Raw genomic sequence first — 22,543 nt, 5'->3', positions numbered from 1 at the left:
CGGGCCGAGATGAGATCGGCCCGCCCGGCTCCCCGGGATGTGACTAGGCGCCGATGAGGCGCTGGGCGAGGTAACCCTCGATCTGGTCCAGCGACACGCGCTCCTGCTTCATCGAGTCCCGCTCACGAACCGTGACCGCGTTGTCCTCGAGCGTGTCGAAGTCGACGGTCACGCAGTACGGCGTGCCGATCTCGTCCTGGCGGCGGTAACGGCGGCCGATCGCACCGGCGTCGTCGAACTCGATGTTCCAGTTCTGGCGCAGCGCCTGGGCCAGCCCCTTGGCCTTCGGGGACAGCTCGGGGTTGCGGGACAGCGGGAGGACGGCGACCTTCACCGGGGCGAGCCGGTGGTCGAGCCGCAGCACCGTGCGCTTCTCCATCTTGCCCTTGGCGTTCGGCGCCTCGTCCTCGACGTAGGCGTCGAGCAGGAAGGCCAGCATGGTGCGGCCGACACCCGCCGCCGGCTCGATGACGTACGGCGTCCAGCGCTCGCCGGCCTCCTGGTCGAAGTAGGAGAGGTCCTGGCCGGAGGCCTTGGAGTGGGCGCCGAGGTCGTAGTCGGTGCGGTTGGCGACACCCTCCAGCTCGCCCCACTCGCTGCCGCCGAACTGGAAGCGGTACTCGATGTCGGCGGTGCGCTTGGAGTAGTGGGAGAGCTTCTCCTTCGGGTGCTCGTACCAGCGCATGTTCTCCTCGCGCAGGCCCAGGCCGGTGTACCAGTTCCAGCGCTGCTGCATCCAGTACTCCTGCCACTTCTCGTCCTCGCCCGGCTTGACGAAGAACTCCATCTCCATCTGCTCGAACTCACGGGTGCGGAAGATGAAGTTGCCGGGCGTGATCTCGTTGCGGAAGGACTTGCCCATCTGCGCGATGCCGAACGGCGGCTTGCGGCGCGAGGTGGTCTGCACCTGGGCGAAGTTGGTGAAGATGCCCTGGGCGGTCTCGGGGCGGAGGTACGCGACCGAGCCGGAGTCCTGGGTCGGGCCGAGGTGCGTCGACAGCAGGCCGGAGAACTGCTTGGGCTCGGTGAACTGGCCCTTGTTGCCGCAGTTCGGGCAGTTGATGTCGGCCAGGCCGTTCGCCGGGGCGTGGCCCTTCTTCTCCTCGTAGGCCTCTTCGAGGTGGTCGGCGCGGAACCGCTTGTGGCACGCGGTGCACTCGGTCAGCGGGTCCGTGAAGGTGGCGACGTGGCCGGACGCGACCCAGACCTCGGAGGCCAGGATGACGGACGAGTCGATACCGACCACGTCCTCGCGCGACGTCACCATGTAGCGCCACCACTGGCGCTTGATGTTCTCCTTGAGCTCGACACCCAGCGGTCCGTAGTCCCAGGCGGCACGCTGTCCGCCGTAGATCTCACTGCACGGGAAAACGAAGCCACGGCGCTTGCTCAGGCTGACGATGGTGTCGATCTTGTCGGCGGCCACGGTGCTCTCTTCATTACGACGACGGGCGTTGAAGCGAGATGCTTCCAGCGAATGATTCAGGTTACCGGCGCAGGCTCCCCCACGGCCAAATCGGCCCCCTGCCAGCGGCCCCGGCGGGAGCTTGTTGACAACGGTTTCCACATTCGTTGAAAATGACTGTCATGAACGTACGACGACGCCTCATACCCGCCGCCGCGGCCACCGCCGTGACCGTCCTCGGTCTCGGCACCCTCACCGGCTGCTCCGGCGACACGGCGGCCGCGGCCGGCACGGGCAGGTTCGACGTCGTCGCGTCGTTCTACCCGATGGCCTTCCTCGCCGAGCGGATCGGCGGGGACCACGTCCACGTCACCAGTCTGACCACCCCCGGCCAGGAACCGCACGACCTGGAGATCAGCCCCCAGCAGATCGCTGGGCTCCAGGACTCCGACGCGGTCCTGTACCTGAAGAACCTCCAGCCCTCCGTCGACGACGCGGTGGCCCAGTCCCCGGTCAAGACGAAGATCGACGCGGCCTCCCTGACCTCGCTGGAGGACCACGGCAACGAGGTCGGCGGGCACGCGGCCGCGCACGACACCCACAAGAACGACGAGTCGACGGGCAAGGACCCGCACATCTGGCTCGACCCGGTGCGCTACGCCCAGGTCGCCGAGGGTGTCGGCAAGGCCTTCGAGAAGGCCGACCCGAAGCACGCGGCCGACTACGCGAAGAACACCGCGGCCCTCGTCAAGCAGCTCGACGGCCTGGACCGGCAGTTCAGGGACGGCCTGGCGCACACCAGGACCAGGGTCTTCGTCACCACCCACGCCGCCTTCGGCTACCTCGCCGAGCGCTACGGCCTGACCGAGGAGGCCGTCAGCGGCCTCGACCCCGCGTCGGAGCCCAGCGCCGCCCGCGTGCGGGACCTGGAGAAGATGGCCAGGGCCGACGGCGTCTCCACCGTCTTCTACGAGACCCTCGTCAGTGACAAGACCGCGAAGACCATCGCGCACGACGCCGGCCTGCGGACGGACGTCCTGGACCCGATCGAGGGCATCGTCACCGGCAAGTCCCGCGGCAGGGACTACTTCTCCGTCCAGCAGGCCAACCTCAAGGCGCTGCAGCAGGCGCTCGGCACGAAATGACAGGGGACGACATGACCAGCGAGCCCGTCATAGCCCTGCGCGGGGTCACCGCCGAACTCGGCGCGCGTCCCGTGCTGCGCGGCATCGACCTCACCGTCGGCCGCGGCGAGGTCGTCGCGCTGCTCGGCGCCAACGGCTCCGGCAAGTCCACGGCGATCCGCACGATCACCGGCCAGGTGCCGGTCAGCGGCGGCACGGTCGAGCTGTTCGGCACCCCGCGCCGCTCCTTCGGCGACTGGGCGCGCGTGGGCTACGTACCGCAGCGGACGACGGCCGCGGGCGGGGTCCCCGCGACGGTGACCGAGATCGTGTCGTCCGGGCGGCTCTCCCGCACCCGCTTCGGCTTCTTCCGCAGGGCCGACCGGCAGGCCGTGCGCCGGGCCCTGGAACTGGTCGGCATGGCGGACCGCGCCCGGGACTCGGTCGACGCCCTCTCGGGCGGCCAGCACCAGCGGGTGCTGATCGCCCGCGCGCTCGTCGCCGAGCCGGAACTGCTGATCATGGACGAGCCGATGGCGGGCGTGGACCTGGCCAGCCAGGAGGTACTCGCCCGGACCCTGCGCGAGCAGGTGTCCGCCGGTACGACGGTGCTGCTGGTCCTGCACGAACTCGGGCCGCTGGAGCCACTGATCGACCGGGCGGTCGTCCTGCGCGACGGCTGCGTGCTGCACGACGGCCCGCCGCCGCGGGCGCTCGGCCAGCACGCCCTGCCCGGTCACGACCACGTACACCCGCACGCACCCGCGGGCGCCGAACCGATCCGCACGGGACTGCTGAGCTGATGGACTTCCTGAACTACGCCTTCATGCAGCGGGCGCTCATCGCGGCCGTCCTGGTCGGCATCACCGCGCCCGCGATCGGCATCTACCTCGTCCAGCGCCGCCAGCCCCTGATGGGCGACGGCATCGGGCACGTGGCGATGACCGGCGTCGGCCTCGGCTTCCTGCTGCACGCCTCACCGGTGTGGATGGCCACGGCCGTCTCCGCGCTCGGCTCGGTCCTGATGGAGCTGATCCGCTGGTACGGCAGGACACGCGGCGACATCGCCCTCGCGATGCTCTTCTACGGCGGCATGGCCGGCGGTGTGATGTTCGTCAACCTCGCGCCGGGCGGTTCCAACGCCAACCTGACCTCGTACCTGTTCGGCTCGTTGTCGACCGTCTCCCCGTCGGACGTCACCGCGATCACCGTGCTCGCCGCGTTCGTCGTCGCGGTCACCCTCGGGCTGCGCCGCCAGCTGTTCGCGGTCAGCCAGGACGAGGAGTTCGCGCGGGTCACCGGGCTGCCGGTGCGCGCCCTGAACCTGCTCACCGCGATCACCGCGGCCGTCACGGTCACCGTCGCCATGCGGGTGGTCGGCCTGATCCTGGTGTCCGCGCTCATGGTGGTGCCGGTCGCCGCCGCACAGCAGCTCAGCCGCAGCTTCGCGGTGACCTTCGCGATCGCCGTCGCCATCGGCGTCGGCGTGGCGATCAGCGGCACGATCACCTCGTACTACCAGGACGTCCCGCCGGGCGCGACGATCGTCCTGCTGACCATCGCCGCGTTCGTCGCGCTCACCGCCCTGGCCACCCCGCTGGCCCGCCGACGCGCCCGCGCGGCGGCCGCCGCGCGCCCCGCCGGGGATCCGGCGGAGTGCACGATTCCGGCCACGAGAGGCGCCGGGGACGAGGTCGGCGTCTGACCGCTGACAGTCCGGGCTGGCACAATGGCCGCCCGGGCAGTAGCGAGACGTGAGGAGACAACGGTGACGACCGCTGGACCGCCCGTGAAGGGCCGCGCGACCCGCCAGCGTGCAGCCGTGGCGGCGGCCCTGGACGAGGTCGAGGAGTTCCGCAGCGCGCAGGAACTGCACGACATGCTCAAGCACAAGGGCGACTCGGTCGGGCTCACGACGGTGTACCGCACCCTGCAGTCCCTCGCCGACGCCGGCGAGGTCGACGTCCTGCGCACGTCCGACGGCGAGTCCGTCTACCGGCGCTGCGCCTCCGGGGAGCACCACCACCACCTGGTCTGCCGCGCCTGCGGCAAGGCGGTGGAGGTGGAGGGCCCGGCCGTGGAGAAGTGGGCCGAGGCGATCGCGGCGGAGCACGGGTATGTGAACGTGGCGCACACGGTGGAGATCTTCGGCACCTGTGCCGACTGTGCGCAGGGGTCGGCACCGTAGGCCTAGACGCGGGTGAGGTGCCGGTCCAGGAGGCTGCGCAGGCGGTCCGCGTCGGCCGGGTCGGCGAGTCCCCGCTTGGGGAGCGTGGTGAATCCCGTCGCGTACCTGTCGTCGCTGAGGAGGACGAACACCCGCGAGGTCTCCCGGTAACGGGGCTGCGCGGCCCAGCGGACGGACGCCGTGACGTTGTCGTTGATCACCGTGACACCGGCGTCCGACACCGTCACCCGGAACTCCCCCTGCCGTTCGGCGAGCCGCTTGACCGTGCGGGCCTGCAGCCACGGCATGAGCAGCAACAGCGTGAGGGTCACGGCCATCGTCGTCAGCATGCCGGGCGAGACGTGGCCGGACCCGGTGACGAGCGGCACGACCTCCACGAGGACACCGAAGCCCAGCACGAAGGGCAGCCACCGCTGGATCCATCCGGTCCGGCTCACCCGCGAGCGTGCCCGTAGCGCCGAGGTGAAGTCCTCGACCTCCGGTCTGTATCTCAGTTCCACGACGTCCTGCACAGGATCCCGCCCCTTCTCCATGTCCATGACCATGAGGCGGGATCGTACAGAAGCCGGCCGGCGCCGTGGTCAGGCCCGTCCGAAGCAGCGCTCCAGTTCGTCCAGGTCGTAGAACGCGCTGCCTTCGGCGATCGGGCGGCAACCCGCCCTGAACGCCGTCTCCTTCTCGTTGTAGAGCATGCGGACCAGGTACCGGTCGCCCTTCTGGAAGACGTCCCACTGGATGTTCGCGCCGAGGGGAGCGACGGAGGCGCCCCGCCAGGGGTTGCCGGCGTAGGTGTACGGCTCGCCCGGCGCCGCCGGCTTCGTGCTGCCCGGCAGCCCCATGAGCGCGGCCAGCGGAATGATCTCCTCGGCGTGGGTGAAGCGCAGCTCGGCGCCGAGATCGCTGGTGCCGGCCCGCTTGGCCTCGGCCTGCCGGAAGAAGTCGTCGAGGAGGACGCCGGCCATCTTGTAGGTGATGTCGCTGTCGAGGAAGCCGGGGCCCTTCTCGTAGAAGTCCTCGGCGTCGGAGAGGTAGCCGAACCAGGCCGCGTCCGAGCGGGAGACGAAGCGGTCCATGCCCCAGCCCTCGCCGCCGGGGCTCTCCTGGATCATCGCCGGCGCGATGGCGTACAGGTCGTAGACGGCCTGCGCGGCGCCGACCTGGTCGGTGATCTGCTCGACGAACGGCTCCTTGAAGATCCGCCGCAGGACACCGCGCGCGGCCTCGTGCGTCCTGGGCTGGCCGGTGATCGAGTTCAGGGTGTCCCTGAGCCGCTGGTCGTGCGCGATGTAGTCGCGGTAGGCCGCACCGCCCGCCGCCTTGTGGAAGTACAGCAGGTCCTTGTCGGTGCGGGTCCCGCCGATCAGCGGCGCCAGCGCCGGGTCGGCCGCGGCGAGCGCGCCCGTGTACTCGCCCGCGCTGTCCACGGCCCGCCCCTGCCCGGAGCTGACCACGTCGATCTTCTCGCCCTCGTCGGCGATCCGCGCGAACAGGGTGGGCAGGCGGTGCTCCGTGCGCGTCGCCGTGTCCCGCATCTCCTGCCGCCCGCGCCCGCTGAGGTTGCCGTACCCGACCTTGTCCATGGCGGCCAAGAGGGCCCGCACGACTGGGCCGAACTCCTCACCTCCGTCGGTGAGTTGCTCCTGTTCCTGCGCCTTGTCCCAGAGCGGGAGGATCAGGTCGCCGTCCTCGCTGCCGGTCGCCGCACGCGAGCCGTGCCGGGAGACGTTCTCGGTGAAGACGGCCGTGTACCCGGCCGGGGGCCGCTCATAGGTGTGCGCGCTCTGCTCGGGCTCGTAGGGGGCCTTGGTGCCGTAACTCTCGCGGTGCGCGGGGCCGTCGGCGGCGTGCGCGGGCAGCGCGGTGAGCAGCAGGGCGCCGAGGGCGAGGGCAGGGATGAGACGTCTCATGAGTCCCGCATCCTCGGCGGCCCGGATGAACCGGCGGTTGCTACGAGGTGGAATCACCCTTCATGGCGGCCTCCATGACCAGGAGTTCCTCGTTCGGGACGGCCCCGCCGAACCGCCGGTCCCGGGAGGCGAATTCCATGCAGGCCCGCCACAGGTCACGGCGGTCGAAGTCGGGCCACAGCACGTCCTGGAAGACCATCTCGGCGTACGCGCTCTGCCAGAGCAGGTAGTTGGAGGTGCGCTGCTCGCCGCTCGGACGCAGGAACAGGTCCACGTCCGGCATGTCCGGGTAGTACAGGTACTTCTGGATGGTCTTCTCGCTGACCTTCGCCGGGTCCAGCCGTCCCGCCTTCACGTCCTCGGCCAGCGCCTTCGCCGCGTCGGCGAGCTCGGCCCGGCCGCCGTAGTTCATGCAGAAGTACAGCGTGAGCAGGTCGTTGTCCTTGGTCTGCTCCTGGGCGACCTGCAGCTCCTTGGCGACCGACTTCCACAGCCTGGGCATGCGCCCCACCCAGCGCACCCGGATGCCGAGCCCGTCGAGCTGGTCGCGGGTCTTGCGGATGAAGTCCCGGTTGAAGTTCATCAGGAAGCGGACCTCGTCGGGCGACCGCTTCCAGTTCTCGGTGGAGAAGGCGTACAGGGAGATGTTGCGCACACCGATCTCGATGGACCCCTGGAGGACGTCGAGCACCCGCTCGGCCCCCACCTTGTGCCCCTCCGTGCGCGGCAGGCCCCGCTCCTTGGCCCACCGGCCGTTGCCGTCCATGACGATCGCCACGTGGTTCGGCACCAGCTCACCCGGGAGCTTGGGCGCACGCGCACCGGACGGATGCGGCTCCGGCGCCTTGTACTCGCGCCGCTGGCGCCCCAGGATCCCGCGTACGACCATGTGCTTCTCGTCTCCCTCTTACTTCTCGACGTACCTGAGCGAACGCAGCCCGCGCTCCAGATGCCAGTGCAGGTAGGCGGACACGAGCCCGCTGCCCTCGCGGACGTACCGGGCCTCGCACGCGTCCGCCGTCTCCCAGTCTCCCGTAAGCAGCGCCCCGAGCAGCACCAGGGTCTGCGGCGACGGTACGACACTCCCGGGCACCCGGCAGTCGGCGCAGACGGACCCGCCGGAGGCCACCGAGAAGAACCGGTTCGGCCCGGGCATCCCGCACTTCGCGCAGTCGCCGAAGCTCGGGGCGTATCCGTTGACGGCGAGGGAGCGCAGCAGGAAGGCGTCGAGGACGAGGTGGGGCGCGTGCTCCCCGCGTGCCAGCGTCCGCAGTGCGCCGACCAGCAGCAGGTACTGCTGCACCGCCGGCTCCCCCTCGTGGTCGGTGAACCGCTCGGCCGTCTCCAGCATGGCCGTCCCGGCGGTGTACCGGGCGTAGTCGGTCACGATCCCGCCGCCGTACGGCGCGATGGTCTCGCTCTGTGTGCACAGCGGGAGCCCGCGCCCGACCAGTTCGCTCCCCCGCGCGAAGAACTGCACGTCGACGTGCGAGAAGGGCTCCAGCCGGGCCCCGAACTTCGACTTGGTCCGCCGCACGCCCCGGGCCACGGCCCGCACCCGCCCGTGACCGCGCGTGAGCAGCGTGATGATCCGGTCCGCCTCACCCAGCTTCTGGGTGCGCAGCACGATGCCGTCGTCGCGGAACAGACTCATGAGACCATTCTGAACCACTCCGGGTGGCGCCCGCGCAGATCCGCCATCGCGGGCGCTCCTCCTCGATGCGGGCGTCGACCTCCTCCTTCGGCGAACGACTCCGTCCACCCCTCGGTGTCACTCCGCTCACCGGTCACGCCGTCGCCGGACGGACGGACGCGCGCGACCCTGACTCGTATCTCCATGCGTGAGCCCCCTCCGCATACCCCCGGCCGCTCCCCCGAGCGGCCCGGCTCAATGTAGGGCGTGCCCACCACGCATGTCCTGATATCTGGGGAGATGGCTAGAGCAGCTCGCCGCGGCTCCGGGCGTTGGCGTGCGCGGTCGCCGCGCTCAGCCGCTCGGCGGGGGTGGCGGTGCGCAGCGCGCCCGGCTCCGCGTCCCACTCCCGCCCGCCGCCGTACGGTCTCAACTGCACGTACGGCCCCTCGTGCCCCATGACGATGCCGACCCTGCCGGTACGGGTGTCCATCACGTGGCTACCGACGGGCGGCTTCACCGCGCCATCCCCGTCAGGACGGCCGCGAGCCGCCGTGCGGTGTCCACGGAACACCGGCCCAGTTCGACCAGCGGACAGGGCGCCTCCCGCGCGAGACTCACCGGGTCCAGGCCGAGTGACGGCAGCACGATCCCGGCCTTCCCGAAAGCCGACCGCAATTCCTCCAAGGTGTCCTCCGCCTCTTCGACACACAAAGCCGAGTGTGTGGTCCGTCGCGCCCTCACCGTGCTCCCCTTCCTTTTGCAGTTTCACGCTTCGCACACCCAGAGTGACTCTCCGCCACTACACTCGCCAGGAGTCTGCGCCCTACAAGCACGAGGCAGACCAAGGGGGTTGGCCATGGCCAGCGGTTCGCGGCAGGCGGTATGGGAGTTCTTCGGCACGGAGCTGAAAAGGCGCCGGGAAGACGCCGGATTCACCCAGGTGGAGCTGGCGGCACGCGTCTTCGTCTCCGGCGCTTACATCGGACAGTTCGAGCAGGCCATTCGAAAACCTCAGCTGGATATCGCCCAGCGGATCGACGAGGTCCTGCAAACCGACGGTATTTTCGAGCGGCTGTGCCGGAAGCTGATCGACGACCGGCGGTACGCGGAGTACTTCGCGGAGGTCGTGGAGCTGGAGCGGGTGGCTACGCGGATCTGTGAGTTCGCGCCCGCGCTGGTGCCGGGCCTGTTGCAGACAGCGGGGTACGCGCGAGCGGTCACTCTGGCGATGAACCCGTTCGCGTCAGACGTGTACATCGAGGACAAGGTGCAGGGCCGACTGGAGCGCCAGCACATCCTCAAGGACGCAACACGCCCCGTGTACTGGGTGGTTCTGCACGAGAACGTACTGCGTATTCCGGTCGGCGGCCCTGCCGTCATGGCGGAGCAACTGGAACACGTCTCAGCGCTCGCGCGGGGACGGACGGCGCTGGTGCAGGTGCTGCCGTACGCAGCCGGGCCCTACTCGCTCATGAACGGGATGCTGAAGCTCATGGAGTTCGAGGAGGCTCCGCCAACGGCCTATACAGAAGCCGTGTATTCGGGAACCCTGCTGGACAATCCGGCTGTGGTGAAGCGTGCGGGCGCGTCATACGATCTGCTCAGGGCCGCCGCGCTGTCGCCGGAGGCGTCCCGGGCCCTGATCGAGTCGACGGCGGAGGACTTCACACGATGCGCGAGTACGACCTGAGCAACGCGCACTGGCGCAAGAGCAGCCACAGCGACGGCAACGGCGGCGACTGCGTCGAGGTAGCGTACGACTTCCCCGGCGCCGCCCGCTGGCGCAAGAGCACGTACAGCAACGGCGAGGGCGGCGACTGCGTCGAGGTCGCCGACGGAGTCCCCGGTGTCGTGCCCGTCCGGGACAGCAAGGTGCCGGGTGGTGCGGTGCTCGTGATCGGGGCGTCCGCGTGGACGGAGTTCATCGGCGCCCTGGAATCCTGAGGCACACCGTCCACTTGGCCGAGCGGGCCGCCGCGGCGGGGGTGCGGGAGCCGGCGCGGGCAGCGCGCGGGTCAGTTCCTCGTCGATGATGTGTGCCGTGCCACTCGGCGAATCCGGGCGTACCGGAACCGGACCTCTCCCCCGGCCGCCATTGGTGCGACCTGTGGTGGCTACGCCATTCGTGTGCGTGCTCTTGACCACCCCTTGGGGCCCTCCTATGGTCGCTGACCAACCGGACATAGGACGTCGTACCTCCTCTCCTCCCCTTCCCCGACCTCGCTGGAGGACCCGTGCGTGACGACGTGACCCGCGGCATGCCGGCCCCGTATCGGCGGACCTTTCTGAAGGGCCTCGGCGCGCTCGGCCTGACCGCCGTCCTGCCGCCCGCGCTGGCCGGCTGCTCCGCCGGCCCGGAGTCCACGAACGACACCGGGAGCGGCGGGAGCGGCAAAGACCGGACCCTGACCGCCGTGATCGGCTACGGCAACGACGGCAGCTGGGACCCGACCCAGACGGCGTCGGCGTTCGCGATGGCCGCCAACAACCACATCTACGAGGGGCTGCTGGACACCGACCCGATCAGCCGGGTGCCGTATCCGGCGCTCGCCACCGAGGTCCCGAAGGACGCGAACGCCACCACGTGGCGCTTCACGCTCCGCTCCGGCGCCACCTTCCACGACGGCAGGCCCGTCACCGCCGACGACGTCGTGTTCGTCTTCGACCGGATCCTCGACCCCCGCACCCCCACCCTCGCCAAGGGCTTCTTCGAGAGCTGGCTGAAGGGCGTGCGGAAGGTCGACCCGCACACGGTCGAGCTCGCCCTCAGGTTCCCCTTCCCCGACGGCCTGTCCCGGCTCACCCTGGCCAAGATCATGCCGAAGCACGTCTTCTCCGCGCCCGGTGCCTGGGACGACGCCGTCAAGGGGCTGGCCGTCGGCTCGGGGCCGTACCGGCAGACCGCGCACCACCCGAAGTCGAACACCACCTTCGAGGCCTTCGGTGCCTACAACGGCCCCCGCCCGCCCGCATTCAGGCGCATGAACTGGCTGACCATCGTGGACGCCGCCTCCCGCGTCGCGAAGATCTCCGGGACCGGCGCGGGGGCGCAGATCGCGGACAACATCCCGTACGCCAACATCTCCCGGCTGGAGCAGGGCGGCCTGAAGGTCGCGGGCGGCGCCGGGATGAACAACCTCTTCCTGATGTTCAACACCCGGCACAAGCCATTCGACGACGTCCGGGTGCGGCAGGCCCTCCACTACGCCATCGACACCGAGAAGATGGTGCAGGTGGCCTTGAAGGGGCACGGGAAGCCCGCGTCGTCCTTCCTCAACGAGGGCAACCCGGGCTACCGGCGGGCCAGGACCGTCTACGACCACGACCCCGGCCGGGCGAAAGCGCTCCTCAAGGCAGCCGGGGTCACCCGGCTGAAGGTCGACGTCCTCGCGGTCGACGTCAGCTGGATCGTGGACTGTCTGCCGACCATCAAGTCCTCGTGGGACGCGATCGGCGTGGAGACCACCCTCGCGCCGCAGGAGACCACCGCCGTCTTCACGAAGATGGACCAGAAGCAGGACTACCAGGTGGTCGCCGCCGCCTCGAACCCCAACCAGTTCGGGCTCGACGCCGACCTGATCATGCACTACAACCACGGGCCGCAGAACCTGTGGATGGGGTACACCCGCTGGGCCGACAACCCCGTCGCCAGGCAGCTCTTCACGGCCATGGACCGAGCGACCCGGGAGCCGGACCCGGCGAAGAAGAAGACGATGATCCAGGACTACATCGACGTCGTCGCCGAGCAGGCCGTGCTGTACCCGGTGGTCCACAACGAACTGATGACGGCCTGGGACCCACGCGACCTCAGCGGCATAAGGGCACAGCCGTACCCGGGGATCAACCTGCTCCAGGCCAAGTGGATCTGACGGCATGACGGCCGTCGTGCGGATCCTGCTCCGCCGCATCGCACTGCTCGTGCCGCTGCTGCTCGGGATCGTGCTGTTCGTGTTCCTGGTCATGCGGTTCTCGGACGTCGACCCGGCGTCCGCGTTCTTCCAGGGGGCGAACCCGACCCCGCGGCAGCTGCACGACTTCCGGGAGCGCAACGGCCTGCTGGATCCGCTCCCCGTGCGCTACGTCCACTTCGTCGGCGACCTCCTCCACGGCGACCTCGGCACCAGCGCCCTGACCCGGGCTCCGGTCGTCGACCAGGTCACCACCGCGCTGCCGCTCACCCTCCAGCTGACGTTCCTCGGCCTCGCGATCGCGGTGGTGCTGGCGCTGGCCGGCGGGGTCACGGCGGCCGTCCACCGGGACCGGGTGCCGGACCAGGTCATCCGGGTCCTGTCACTGGTCGGGGTGGCGGCGCCCGGCTTCTGGCTGGCGCTGCTGATGATCCAGTACCTGGCGGTGGACCGCGGCTGGTTCCCGACCGGCGGCTACATCAACCCGGCCGACTCCCTCACCGGCTGGCTGCGGACCATGGCGCTGCCCGCGTTCGCCCTCTCCCTGCCGGTGGCCGCCCAGCTCACCCGGATCGTGCGGACCTCAGTGGTGGAGGAGCTGGACAAGGACTACGTACGCACCGCGATCGGCAACGGGCTGCCGCCCCGGGTCGTGGTCGGCCGGAACGTCCTCAGGAACGCCCTGGTCAATCCGCTGACGGTGCTCGGGCTGCGGGTCGGCTACCTCCTCGGCGGCGCGGTCGTCATCGAGACGATCTTCTCGCTGCCCGGCATGGGCAAGCTGATGATCGACGCCGTGCAGAACGGCGACCCGGCGGTGGTGCAGGGCGTCGTGCTCACCACCGCCACCGGGTTCGTCGTCGTCAACCTCGTCATCGACATCCTCCACCTGCTCGTCAACCCACGACTGAGGGCGGCCTGATGGTCACGCGTGCGAGCCTCACCCAGCGGCTCCTGCGGCCCGGCGTCCGGCTGCGCGGCCTGCGCCGGCTGCCGCTGTCGTCGAAGGCCGCCGTCTGTTTTCTGGCCCTCGTCTGCCTCGTCGCCGTACTCGCCCCCCTCCTCGCCCCGGACGATCCGCTCGACCAGCAGGACCCGGTCGGCGGCAGCGGGCATCCGTCCGCCGCGCACTGGCTGGGACAGGACAGCCTCGGCCGGGACGTCCTGAGCCGGCTGATGTACGGGGCCCGCTGGTCGCTGGCGATCGGGCTGGGCGCGACCGGGCTCGCCCTGCTCGTGGGCGCCGTCGTCGGAGCGCTGGCCGCCACCTCCCGCAAGGCGGTCGACGAGACGCTGATGCGCTGCCTGGACGTGGTGATGGCGTTCCCGGGGATCGCGCTCGCGGCCGTGCTGGTCGCCGTGTTCGGCGGCGGGATCGGCGTGCTGATCTGTGCCCTCGCCTTCCTGTTCACACCGCCCGTCGCCCGGGTCGTCCGGGCCAACGTCCTCGACCAGTACGGCGAGGACTACGTCACGGCGGAACGGGTGATCGGCGCCCGTACCCCGCACATCGTGCTGCGGCACGTGGCCGTGAACTGCGCCGCCCCCGTGCTCGTCTTCTGCACGGTCCAGGTGGCCGAGGCGATCGTGTTCGAGGCGTCGCTGTCCTTCATCGGCGCCGGAGTGCGGCCACCGGACCCGTCCTGGGGCAGTGTCATCGCCGACGGCAGGAACATGGTGCTGACCGGCGGCTGGTGGGCGACCGTCTTTCCCGGGCTGCTGATCCTGCTGACCGTGCTGTCGCTGAACATCCTCTCCGAGGGTGTGTCCGACGCCTGGGCGGCACCGGCGCCCAGGGAGGTGGAGGCACCGAAGGACCGGCTGCAGGCGCCGGAGCCCGGCAGCGGTCAGGTGCTGGAGCTGCCCGGGCTGGCGGAGGCCGCCCGGCGGCTGCGGGCCCGCGCCCGGCCGCTGCCCGACCGCGGCGGGCAGCCGGTGCTCGCGGTGGAGAACCTCACCATCGGCTTCCCGGACCGGCACCGGGGCGTGGACGTCGTGGCCGGGGTCAGCTTCGAGGTGTACCCGGGTGAGGTGCTCGGCCTGGTGGGCGAGTCGGGCTGCGGGAAGTCGCTCACCGCGCTCACGGTCATGGGGCTGCAGCCGAGGGGCGCGCGCGTCGGCGGCCAGGTGCGGTTTTGGCAGCGGGACCTGCTCACCGAGCCGATGCGGGTACGGCGGCGGCTGCTCGGGCACGAGATGGCGATGGTCCACCAGGACGCCCTGTCCGCGCTGAACCCGGCGATGACCGTCCGCGCCCAGCTGAAGCAGCTCGTGCGGCGCGGCGGCCGGCGCAGTCCGCGCGAACTCATGGAGCTGGTCGGCCTGGACCCCGACCGCACCCTGCGCAGCTATCCGCACGAACTGTCCGGCGGGCAGCGCCAGCGCGTGCTCATCGCCATGGCCCTGTCCCGCGAACCCCGGCTGATCGTCGCCGACGAGCCGACGACCGCCCTGGACGTCACCGTGCAGGCCCAGGTGATGGAGCTGCTGCTGCGGCTGCGCGGGGAGCTCGGCTTCGCACTGCTCCTGGTCTCGCACGATCTGGCGCTGGTCGCCGACGTCACCGACCGGGTGGTGGTGATGTACGGCGGTCAGATCGTGGAGAGCGGGGTGACCGCCGACCTGGTGGCGGCACCGGCCCACCACTACACGCGCGGCCTGCTCGGCAGCGTGCTGTCGCTGGAGTCGGCCGAGGAACGGATGACGCAGATCAAGGGGGTCGTGCCGGCCCCGGCCGACTTCCCGGCGGGCTGCCGCTTCGCCGACCGCTGCCCGCTGGCGACCGAGGTGTGCCACACGAGCGCGCCGCACCTCGCCGGTACGGCCGGCCACGCGGCCGCCTGCCATCACCCGGCGGTACCGGTGGAGAACGAGGTGGTGCGGTGAACGCCGTCGTCGCGGTGCGGGACGTCCATGTGGTGCACCGGGCCCGCGGCGGCGGGCTGCTGCGGCGCGACCGGGTGTACGCCCTGACCGGTGCCGACCTCACCGTGGCCGCCGGGGAGACGGTGGGCGTGGTCGGCGAGTCCGGGTGCGGGAAGTCGACCCTGGCGCGGGTGCTGGTGGGCGTCCAGCGGCCGGCCTCGGGGACGGTGGCGTTCCAGGCCCGTGACCTGTGGACGATGCCGCCCGCCGAGCGCCGGGCCGCCGTCGGGGCGGGTGTCGGCATGGTCTTCCAGGACCCGTCGACCGCGCTGAACCGGCGGCTGACGGTACGCCGGATCCTGCGCGACCCGCTGGACGTCCACGACCGCGGCAGCCGGGCCGAACGGGAGGAACGCGTCAGGGAGTTGATGGCACTCGTCGGCCTCCCCGGGGCGCTGGCCGACGCCCTGCCCGGCCAGCTCTCCGGCGGCCAGCGGCAGCGCGTCGCCATCGCCCGGGCGCTGGCCCTCGACCCGGCGCTGGTCGTCGCCGACGAGCCGACCAGCGCGCTGGACGTGTCGGTGCGCGCGCAGATCCTGAACCTCCTGCTGGACCTGAGGGAACGCCTCGGTCTGGCCCTGGTGTTCGTCTCGCACGACATCCAGACGGTACGGCGGATGAGCGACCGGGTGGTCACCATGTACCTGGGCCGGATCGTGGAGGAGACCCCGGCCGACCGGGTCACCGACGCCGCCCGGCACCCGTACACGCGCGCCCTGTTCTCGGCCACGCCCGGCCTGCTGGACCCGATCGACCCGATCCCGCTGACCGGTCCGGTGCCCTCGGCGACCCGGCCCCCGAGCGGCTGCCCGTTCCGCACCCGCTGCTGGAAGGCGGACGGGCTGTGCGCCGAGGCGATGCCGGATTTCTCGGCCGCGTCACGGCCCGGGCACCGCTACCGCTGCCACCATCCTGTGGAGGAGGACCAGCCGACCCGCGACCTAGCACGCCAGGAGCCCTGAATGACGTTCCCCGCCCCGCTCACCGGTGTCGTCCCGCCCGTCTGCACGCCCCTGACACCGCGGCGCGAGGTGGACGTCCCCTCGCTGCTCAGGCTGGTCGACCATCTGATGGACGGCGGGGTGCACGGGCTGTTCCTGCTGGGGTCCACGTCCGAGGCCGCGTTCCTGACCGACCGGCAGCGCCGGCAGGTCGTCGAGGCGGTGTCCGGCCATGTGGGCGGACGGCTGCCCGTCCTCGCGGGCGCCATCGACATGACCACCCCGCGCGTCCTGGACCACGTCAGGGCGGTGACGGCGGCCGGCGCGCAGGCCGTCGTCGTGACCGCCCCGTTCTACGCCCGCACCCACCGCTCCGAGATCGTCCACCACTACCGCCGGATCGCCGCCGCCTCCGAGGTGCCGGTCATCGCCTACGACATTCCCGCCGCCGTGCACACCAAGCTGCCCGCCGACCTGGTGCTGGGTCTTGCCGCCGACGGGGTGCTGGCCGGGATCAAGGACTCCAGCGGGGACCTGGGCGCGTTCCGTGAGGTCGTCACCGGCTCCCGGGCCACGACCGGGTTCAGCGTGCTGACCGGCTCGGAGCTGATCGTGGACTCCGCGCTGGCGCTGGGCGCCGACGGGGCCGTGCCGGGGCTGGCCAACGTCGACCCGCACGGGTACGTCCGGCTGTACCGGATGTGCCGGGCCGGCGACTGGGACGGGGCGCGGGCCGAGCAGGAGCGGCTGTGCGCGCTGTTCGGGATGGTCTCGGCCGGGGACCCGGCGCGGATGGGCGGCAGTTCGGCGGCGCTGGGCGCGTTCAAGGCCGCGCTGCACCTGCGGGGGGTCATCGACTGTGCGGTGACGGCCGAGCCGCAGGTGCCGTTGTCCGGCGAGGAGGTGGAGAGGGTGGGGAAGTTCCTGGCGGCGGCCGGGCTGCTCTAAGGGAGGGGCACTCTGCGGAACTCCAGGGTGTCGTAGGCGTGGATGGTCCCCGTCTCGTACAGGACGCCGACCGTGCCGTGGCCCAGCTGGACGAGGTCGGAGTAGGCGGCCGGCCGGTCGGAGAGGGTGAGCAGCCGGGTGAAGGTGCGGCCGGCGTCCCTGCTCGCCCAGAGGGCCAGGGCGCGGCGGGCGGTGGGCACGGAGGGCGCCGAGAACACCAGCGGGGCGCTGGTGCCGTGGAGTTGGAGGACGCTGCCCTGGACCACGGGGACGTCGTCCAGCGTGGGCTGGGTGGCGTAGGGACGGTCGAGGGTGCCGCCGCCGTCGGAGGAGTAGCTGTCGAGGCGGTTGCCGGGCGCGCTGCCGCCCTGGTCGCGGGCGCTGAAGTAGAGGCGGCCGTCGGGGAGTTGGGTGGCGCTGGTCTCGTTGGCGTTGGTCACGCCGTCGTAGGCGGCGTCCACGAATCCCAGGTGCCAGGTGCGGCCGCCGTCGTCGCTGTAGAGGGCGTGACCGCCGTAGTACCTCGCCTCCTGGCCGGTGTCGGAGGAGCCCGCGGGCGGGGCGGCGGAGTGGTTGGCCGGGACCAGCAGGCGGCCGGGGTGCGGGCCCCGGGTGAGGGCCACCGCGTGGCCGGGTCCGGTGGCGTACCAGCGCCAGCCGGGCCGCCTCACCTGCGCGGTGATGTCCACCGGGGCGGTGAAGTGGCGGCCGTCGTCCCTGCTGCGCTGCACGAACACCCGGCGGCCCCGCTCGTCCGGGACCTCGCCCCGCATGATCTGCCGCTCCGTCACCGAACCGCTGTTGCCGCAGGTCACGAGGATGACGGCGCCGGTGCGGGGGTCCACGACCGGTGCCGGGTTGCCCCGGGTGTCCCCGTGGCCCGCGGCCACCACCTTCAGGGGGCCCCAGGTGCAGCCGCCGTCGGTGGAGCGGCGCAGCACGACGTCGATGTCCCCGCTGTCGCCCGCGCTGTCGTGCCGTCCCTCGGCGAAGGCCAGGACCGCGCCGTCCCAGGTCCTGACCGCGGCCGGGATGCGGTAGGTGTGGTAGCCGCCCTTCCCCGACACGTACGGCTTTGAGGACGCGCAGCCGGAGGCGGCGTGGGCGGGAGGGCGGGCGGCGAGCGAGGTGAGCAGCGCGAGGGCGGTGAGCAGGGTGCGGCTCTTCGGTGTCACCCACCCATGGTCCCCGGAACCATCGGTCCTGATTCGTCCTGAGGATCACTCATATGGGCGGTCTCGGCGTCGCGCGCACCCCGGACGGCTCCCGGAACGCGCGGTAGGACAGCCGCGGAAGGTCACCCGCGACGGTCGCCGGGCGGCCCGCCGGAACCGCCCGGTCGGCCGATCCGCCGGACAGGCCCCAGGCCGGCCGCGGTCGGGTCAGGACGGTGTGCGGGCGGCGGCCAGGAGGCGGGCCACGTCGTCGGCGCAGATGGTCAGGGCCGCGCCCACGGTCGTGAGGGCGTCGCGTTCGGCGGGGGTGTAGGGGCCGTCGGCGAGGGCGATGCGGGCGGCCTGGAGGAGCAGGGACTCGCGACCGGCCGGGGCGAGGTGGGGGGCGAGCGGGTCCAGGGCCTCGTGCAGCTCTATGGTCAGGCTCGTGCCGCCCGGCCCGCCGAGGACCCGGCCGGTGTCGGCCGCCAGGGCGTCCACCAGGGCGGCCAGCTGGTCCTCGGTGCAGCCGTCGAAGCCGGCCGCGCGCACGGCGCCCGCGGCCGTCTCCAGGGCCGTGCGGGAGGAGGTGCCGCCCGCGGCGAGCACGGCGAGGGCGGCGGTGTGCACGGCGTCGCGGAGCATCGCCGAGAAGCGGCGGGTGGTGGGGTGGTCGAGGACGTCGGTGCCGTAGTGGTGGCGGCAGGCGGCGCACTCCACGACCGGTCCGGCCGTGCCGCGCGGGAGCAGCGGCAGCCCCAGCAGGGTGAGCCGGCGGCGCCCGGTGAGCCGCTGGTAGTTGCGGTCGCCTCCGCAGCCGGGGCAGAAGAACTCGCCGTCCCCGATCGGTGTCCACGCGGTGCGGGTGCCCAGGAAGCGCAGGGCCTGGCCGTCTCGTCCCCGTACTGGCAGCACGTCGCACCTCCGTAACCGCACGGCAACATCGCCGCGCTGGCGTGATGTTAGCCACATCACGGACGCTGAGTCAGTACCCCGGAAGAGACCTGTCCGTGACCTGGGCAACACGATGGCCGACAATCGACGGCGCCCCGACCGCCGTATACAGCGGTCGGGGCGCCGAAACTCCCGGTCAGGAGTGGTCAGCGGGCCGCGCGGTTGACGGCCGAGACGACCGCCTTCAGCGACGCACGCGTCGTGTTCGCGTCGATGCCGATGCCCCACAAGACCTTGCCGTCGATCGCGCATTCGATGTAGGAGGCGGCCTGCGCGGAGGCGCCCTCGCTCATCGTGTGCTCCTGGTAGTCCAGCAGGCGCACGTCGATGCCGATGGACTGCAGGGCGTCGAAGAAGGCCGAGATCGGACCGTTGCCGGAGCCGGTCAGGACCGTGTCCTCGCCGTCCACGGTCGCCTCGACCGTCAGGGTGTCGACGCCGTCGGTGTCCGTGGTCGACTGGCCCGTCCGGACCTGGATGCGGCCCCAGGGATTGTCCGGATTCGGCAGGTACTCGTCCTGGAAGACCACCCAGATCTCGTTCGGCGTGATCTCGCCGCCCTCGGCGTCGGTCTTCGCCTGGATGAGCTTCGAGAACTCGATCTGCATCCGGCGCGGCAGGTCCAGCTTGTGGTCGTTCTTCAGGACGTAGGAGATACCGCCCTTGCCGGACTGCGAGTTGACGCGGATGACGGCCTCGTAGGAGCGGCCGACGTCCTTCGGGTCGATCGGCAGGTACGGCACCGCCCACTCGATGTCGTCGACGGTGACGCCCTTGGCCCTGGCGTCGGCCTCCATGGCGTCGAAGCCCTTCTTGATGGCGTCCTGGTGGGAGCCGGAGAAGGACGTGTAGACCAGGTCGCCCACGTACGGGTGGCGCGGGTGGACCTCCATCTGGTTGCAGTACTCCCACGTACGACGGATCTCGTCGATGTCGGAGAAGTCGATCTGCGGGTCGACGCCCTGCGAGAACAGGTTCATGCCCAGGGTGACCAGGTCGACGTTGCCGGTGCGCTCGCCCTGTCCGAACAGGCAGCCCTCGACGCGGTCGGCGCCGGCCATCACGGCCAGTTCGGCCGCCGCCACGGCCGTACCGCGGTCGTTGTGCGGGTGGACGGACAGGCAGACGTACTCGCGGCGGGTCAGGTTGCGGTGCATCCACTCGAAGCGGTCCGCGTGCGTGGACGGGGTCGAACGCTCCACGGTGGCGGGCAGGTTGAGGATGATCTCGCGCCCCGGTCCGGGCTGCCAGACGTCCATGACCGCCTCGCAGACCTCCAGCGCGAAGTCCAGCTCGGTGTCGGTGAAGATCTCCGGCGAGTACTGGTAGCCGAACTCGGTCTCGGGGCCCAGCAGCTTCTCGGCGTACTCCATCACCAGGCGGGTGCCGTCGACGGCGATCTGCTTGATGTCGTCCTTGGAGCCGCGGAAGACGACCCGGCGGAAGACCGGGGCGGTCGCGTTGTACAGGTGGACGGTGGCCCGCTTGGCGCCCTTCAGGGACTCCACGGTCCGCTCGATCAGGTCCTCACGGGCCTGGGTCAGTACGGAGATCGTGACGTCGTCCGGGATCGCGCCCTCTTCCTCGATGATCGAGCGCACGAAGTCGAAGTCGGTCTGGCCGGAGGCGGGGAAGCCGACCTCGATCTCCTTGTAGCCCATCTTGACCAGCTGGTCGAACATCCGGCGCTTGCGCTCGGGCGACATCGGGTCGATCAGGGCCTGGTTGCCGTCGCGCAGGTCGGTGGAGAGCCAGCGCGGGGCGACGGTGGTCCGCCGGTCGGGCCAGGTGCGGTCCGGGATGTCCACCTGCTCGTAGCGGCCGTACTTGTGGATCGGCATGGAACTGGGCTGCTGGCGGTTGGCCATGATTGCGTGGGCTCCTTGAGGGGTGTCCGGATGTCCGAGTGGACGGCCGACGACGCAACGCCAAGCTCCGCGGGGAGGGGGTCGGCCTCGACTACAGGCCCTCGCCGCGGCAGCTAAGAAGAAGCAGCCCGAAACGCATGATGCTCCGCAGCCTAGCCGAGCCGCCCCGGACTCGGGGGACGCGTATCAGTATGCGGGACCGTGGCCGCAAAAGGGACAAAAAGTGCGCAGCGCCACATCGCCCTACCACACCGTCACGGAGCGTGGCGCTTCGTGTCCCGGTATTTCACCAATCATGGTGGCAGCTAGTGACAGCGACATCACTGAGTGCGATGGTGCGGGGCATGACGACCAACGGGGGCTTTGAGCCCGTCTTCTGCACGATCGTGCCGCCGCACGTCCTCGACCAGCTCGCCCGAGCCGAGGACCCGGCGCTCTCCGGCCCGGCCCGCCGGTCCCTGGAGCACGACGCCTACCAGCGCACCAAGCGCCGCCTGACCACGGTGATCGGCGCGCCCTCCGTCGCCGCACCCGCCGGCGCGGCGGCCGACCAGCCGCACCGCACGATCTACGACGCCCACCACACCCAGGACCTGCCCGGCAGGAAGGTCCGCGCGGAGGGCTCGGACCCGGGCTCGGACGCCACGGTCAACCGCGCCTACGCGGGCCTCGGCGCCACCTTCGAGCTGTACCTGAAGGCGTACGGCCGCCACTCCATCGACGGCGACGGGATGCCCCTGGACGCCACGGTCCACTTCGGCGAGAACTACGACAACGCCTTCTGGAACGGCGAGCAGATGGTGTTCGGCGACGGCGACAACGAGGTCTTCCTCGACTTCACCATCCCGGTCGACGTCATCGGCCACGAACTGACCCACGGCGTCACCCAGCACACCGCCAACCTGGCCTACTTCGGCCAGAGCGGCGCGCTCAACGAGTCCGTCTCGGACGTCTTCGGCTCGCTGATCAAGCAGTACACGCTCGGTCAGACCGCCACCGAGGCCGACTGGCTGATCGGCGCCGGGCTGCTCGCCCCGCGCGTCCACGGCACGGCGCTGCGCTCGATGAAGGCCCCCGGCACGGCGTACGACGACCCGAACCTGGGCAAGGACCCGCAGCCGGCGACGATGGAGCACTACGTCCACACCGGCAGCGACAACGGCGGGGTGCACATCAACTCCGGCATCCCCAACCACGCCTTCTACCTGGTCGCCACGGCCATTGGCGGCCAGGCGTGGGAGAAGGCCGGCCAGATCTGGTACGACGTGCTCACCGGCGGCGCGCTGGAACAGGAGGCGCAGTTCGCCGACTTCGCCACCCTGACGGTCAAGGCGGCACGGGAACGGTACGGCGCGGGCGGCGAACTCCAGGCCGTGCAGAAGGCCTGGGAACAGGTCGGGGTGCGAACGCTGTAGTTCCGTACTACAGATAGGACCCATGCGTATCCAAGTACGGCGCACGGGCGGTTTCGCGGGCATCGAGCGCCGGGGCGAAGGGGGAAACCCGGACCGGTCCTACACGCTCTCGTGGTAGGGCCTCGTCGAACAGGGTCTCCTCTTCCCTCCCGAGACCACCCTCCACCGGA

The 22,543-nt window shown here is 71.0% G+C and carries 22 protein-coding genes; 12 read left to right on the top strand and 10 right to left on the bottom strand.

Translation table 11 applies throughout. The features are described from left to right. Positions 1 to 43: 43 nt before the first annotated feature. Positions 44 to 1,426, bottom strand: coding sequence for a glycine--tRNA ligase (locus ACZ7HQ_RS01965; RefSeq protein WP_470983401.1), 1,383 nt, complete (start codon positions 1,424 to 1,426; stop codon positions 44 to 46). Positions 1,427 to 1,587: 161 nt separating this feature from the next. Between ACZ7HQ_RS01965 and ACZ7HQ_RS01960 the strand changes: the two genes are divergently transcribed. From ACZ7HQ_RS01960 to ACZ7HQ_RS01945, 4 genes are all read left to right on the top strand, one after another. Further along, positions 1,588 to 2,550 carry a metal ABC transporter substrate-binding protein gene (locus tag ACZ7HQ_RS01960; protein ID WP_470983398.1) on the top strand — a complete coding sequence of 321 codons (963 nt, stop codon included), beginning with the start codon at positions 1,588 to 1,590 and terminating at the stop codon, positions 2,548 to 2,550. An 11-nt stretch (positions 2,551 to 2,561) separates the two neighbouring features. Beyond that, a complete protein-coding gene (locus tag ACZ7HQ_RS01955; RefSeq protein ID WP_470983395.1) occupies positions 2,562 to 3,332 on the top strand; it encodes a metal ABC transporter ATP-binding protein in 771 nt (256 codons plus the stop codon). Then, positions 3,332 to 4,234: a metal ABC transporter permease gene (locus tag ACZ7HQ_RS01950; protein WP_470983393.1), complete on the top strand. Its 903-nt coding sequence runs from the start codon at positions 3,332 to 3,334 to the stop codon at positions 4,232 to 4,234. Before ACZ7HQ_RS01955 ends, ACZ7HQ_RS01950 begins: the two co-directional genes overlap by 1 nt. 63 nt (positions 4,235 to 4,297) lie before the next feature. Continuing rightward, positions 4,298 to 4,717, top strand: a complete 420-nt coding sequence (locus ACZ7HQ_RS01945; protein ID WP_470983390.1) for a Fur family transcriptional regulator — start codon at positions 4,298 to 4,300, stop codon at positions 4,715 to 4,717. Between the two features lie 2 nt (positions 4,718 to 4,719). On the opposite strand, the gene ACZ7HQ_RS01940 is transcribed toward ACZ7HQ_RS01945, so the two are convergent. The 6 genes from ACZ7HQ_RS01940 to ACZ7HQ_RS01915 all read right to left on the bottom strand — a co-directional run bounded on the left by ACZ7HQ_RS01940 (position 4,720) and on the right by ACZ7HQ_RS01915 (position 8,944). Continuing rightward, on the bottom strand, positions 4,720 to 5,262 hold the full coding sequence (locus ACZ7HQ_RS01940) for a YcxB family protein (RefSeq protein WP_470983387.1): 543 nt from the start codon (positions 5,260 to 5,262) through the stop codon (positions 4,720 to 4,722). 36 nt (positions 5,263 to 5,298) lie between these two features. Continuing rightward, the gene (locus ACZ7HQ_RS01935) at positions 5,299 to 6,624 is read right to left on the bottom strand and encodes a histidine-type phosphatase (protein ID WP_470983384.1); all 1,326 of its coding nucleotides are present in this window, start codon (positions 6,622 to 6,624) and stop codon (positions 5,299 to 5,301) included. Between the two features lie 40 nt (positions 6,625 to 6,664). Further along, entirely contained in the window at positions 6,665 to 7,513 is an 849-nt protein-coding gene (locus ACZ7HQ_RS01930) for an isoprenyl transferase (protein ID WP_470983381.1), read from the bottom strand. 18 nt (positions 7,514 to 7,531) lie between these two features. Continuing rightward, complete coding sequence (gene recO / locus ACZ7HQ_RS01925; protein WP_132783564.1) at positions 7,532 to 8,278, bottom strand: DNA repair protein RecO; 747 nt, start codon at positions 8,276 to 8,278, stop codon at positions 7,532 to 7,534. Between the two features lie 283 nt (positions 8,279 to 8,561). Next, a complete protein-coding gene (locus ACZ7HQ_RS01920) occupies positions 8,562 to 8,777 on the bottom strand; it encodes a hypothetical protein (protein ID WP_470983378.1) in 216 nt (71 codons plus the stop codon). After that, entirely contained in the window at positions 8,774 to 8,944 is a 171-nt protein-coding gene (locus ACZ7HQ_RS01915) for a hypothetical protein (RefSeq protein ID WP_470983376.1), read from the bottom strand. Before ACZ7HQ_RS01915 ends, ACZ7HQ_RS01920 begins: the two co-directional genes overlap by 4 nt. A 172-nt stretch (positions 8,945 to 9,116) precedes the next feature. On the opposite strand from ACZ7HQ_RS01915, the gene ACZ7HQ_RS01910 reads away from it, so the two are divergent. From ACZ7HQ_RS01910 to ACZ7HQ_RS01880, 7 genes are all read left to right on the top strand, one after another. Beyond that, on the top strand, positions 9,117 to 9,950 hold the full coding sequence (locus ACZ7HQ_RS01910) for a helix-turn-helix domain-containing protein (RefSeq protein WP_470983373.1): 834 nt from the start codon (positions 9,117 to 9,119) through the stop codon (positions 9,948 to 9,950). After that, positions 9,932 to 10,204, top strand: coding sequence for a DUF397 domain-containing protein (locus ACZ7HQ_RS01905; RefSeq protein WP_470983370.1), 273 nt, complete (start codon positions 9,932 to 9,934; stop codon positions 10,202 to 10,204). The genes ACZ7HQ_RS01910 and ACZ7HQ_RS01905 overlap by 19 nt, the downstream gene beginning before the upstream one ends. Positions 10,205 to 10,518: 314 nt before the next feature. Then, positions 10,519 to 12,129 carry an ABC transporter substrate-binding protein gene (locus tag ACZ7HQ_RS01900; RefSeq protein ID WP_470985161.1) on the top strand — a complete coding sequence of 537 codons (1,611 nt, stop codon included), beginning with the start codon at positions 10,519 to 10,521 and terminating at the stop codon, positions 12,127 to 12,129. A gap of 4 nt (positions 12,130 to 12,133) precedes the next feature. Continuing rightward, entirely contained in the window at positions 12,134 to 13,090 is a 957-nt protein-coding gene (locus ACZ7HQ_RS01895; RefSeq protein ID WP_470983367.1) for an ABC transporter permease, read from the top strand. Next, the gene (locus tag ACZ7HQ_RS01890) at positions 13,090 to 15,054 is read left to right on the top strand and encodes a dipeptide/oligopeptide/nickel ABC transporter permease/ATP-binding protein (RefSeq protein ID WP_470983365.1); all 1,965 of its coding nucleotides are present in this window, start codon (positions 13,090 to 13,092) and stop codon (positions 15,052 to 15,054) included. Before ACZ7HQ_RS01895 ends, ACZ7HQ_RS01890 begins: the two co-directional genes overlap by 1 nt. Next, positions 15,051 to 16,055 (top strand): oligopeptide/dipeptide ABC transporter ATP-binding protein, encoded by a 1,005-nt coding sequence (locus ACZ7HQ_RS01885; RefSeq protein ID WP_470983362.1) that lies wholly within the window; start codon positions 15,051 to 15,053, stop codon positions 16,053 to 16,055. The genes ACZ7HQ_RS01890 and ACZ7HQ_RS01885 overlap by 4 nt, the downstream gene beginning before the upstream one ends. Continuing rightward, complete coding sequence (locus tag ACZ7HQ_RS01880) at positions 16,056 to 16,982, top strand: dihydrodipicolinate synthase family protein (protein WP_470983359.1); 927 nt, start codon at positions 16,056 to 16,058, stop codon at positions 16,980 to 16,982. On the opposite strand, the gene ACZ7HQ_RS01875 is transcribed toward ACZ7HQ_RS01880, so the two are convergent. The 3 genes from ACZ7HQ_RS01875 to leuA form a co-directional block, all read right to left on the bottom strand. Then, a complete protein-coding gene (locus tag ACZ7HQ_RS01875; protein WP_470983356.1) occupies positions 16,979 to 18,157 on the bottom strand; it encodes a sialidase family protein in 1,179 nt (392 codons plus the stop codon). The genes ACZ7HQ_RS01880 and ACZ7HQ_RS01875 overlap by 4 nt on opposite strands. A gap of 207 nt (positions 18,158 to 18,364) precedes the next feature. Further along, complete coding sequence (locus tag ACZ7HQ_RS01870; protein WP_470983352.1) at positions 18,365 to 19,051, bottom strand: TerB family tellurite resistance protein; 687 nt, start codon at positions 19,049 to 19,051, stop codon at positions 18,365 to 18,367. Positions 19,052 to 19,236: 185 nt separating this feature from the next. Beyond that, positions 19,237 to 20,958 (bottom strand): 2-isopropylmalate synthase, encoded by a 1,722-nt coding sequence (leuA, locus tag ACZ7HQ_RS01865; protein ID WP_470983350.1) that lies wholly within the window; start codon positions 20,956 to 20,958, stop codon positions 19,237 to 19,239. A 344-nt stretch (positions 20,959 to 21,302) separates the two neighbouring features. Between leuA and ACZ7HQ_RS01860 the strand changes: the two genes are divergently transcribed. After that, positions 21,303 to 22,373, top strand: a complete 1,071-nt coding sequence (locus tag ACZ7HQ_RS01860; protein ID WP_470983347.1) for a M4 family metallopeptidase — start codon at positions 21,303 to 21,305, stop codon at positions 22,371 to 22,373. Positions 22,374 to 22,543 lie beyond the last annotated feature (170 nt).

The sequence above is a fragment of the Streptomyces sp. NPDC037290 genome (assembly GCF_055603245.1).
The sequence above is the reverse complement of the archived record's forward strand: the minus strand, read 5'-3'. Positions and strand labels throughout refer to the sequence as shown.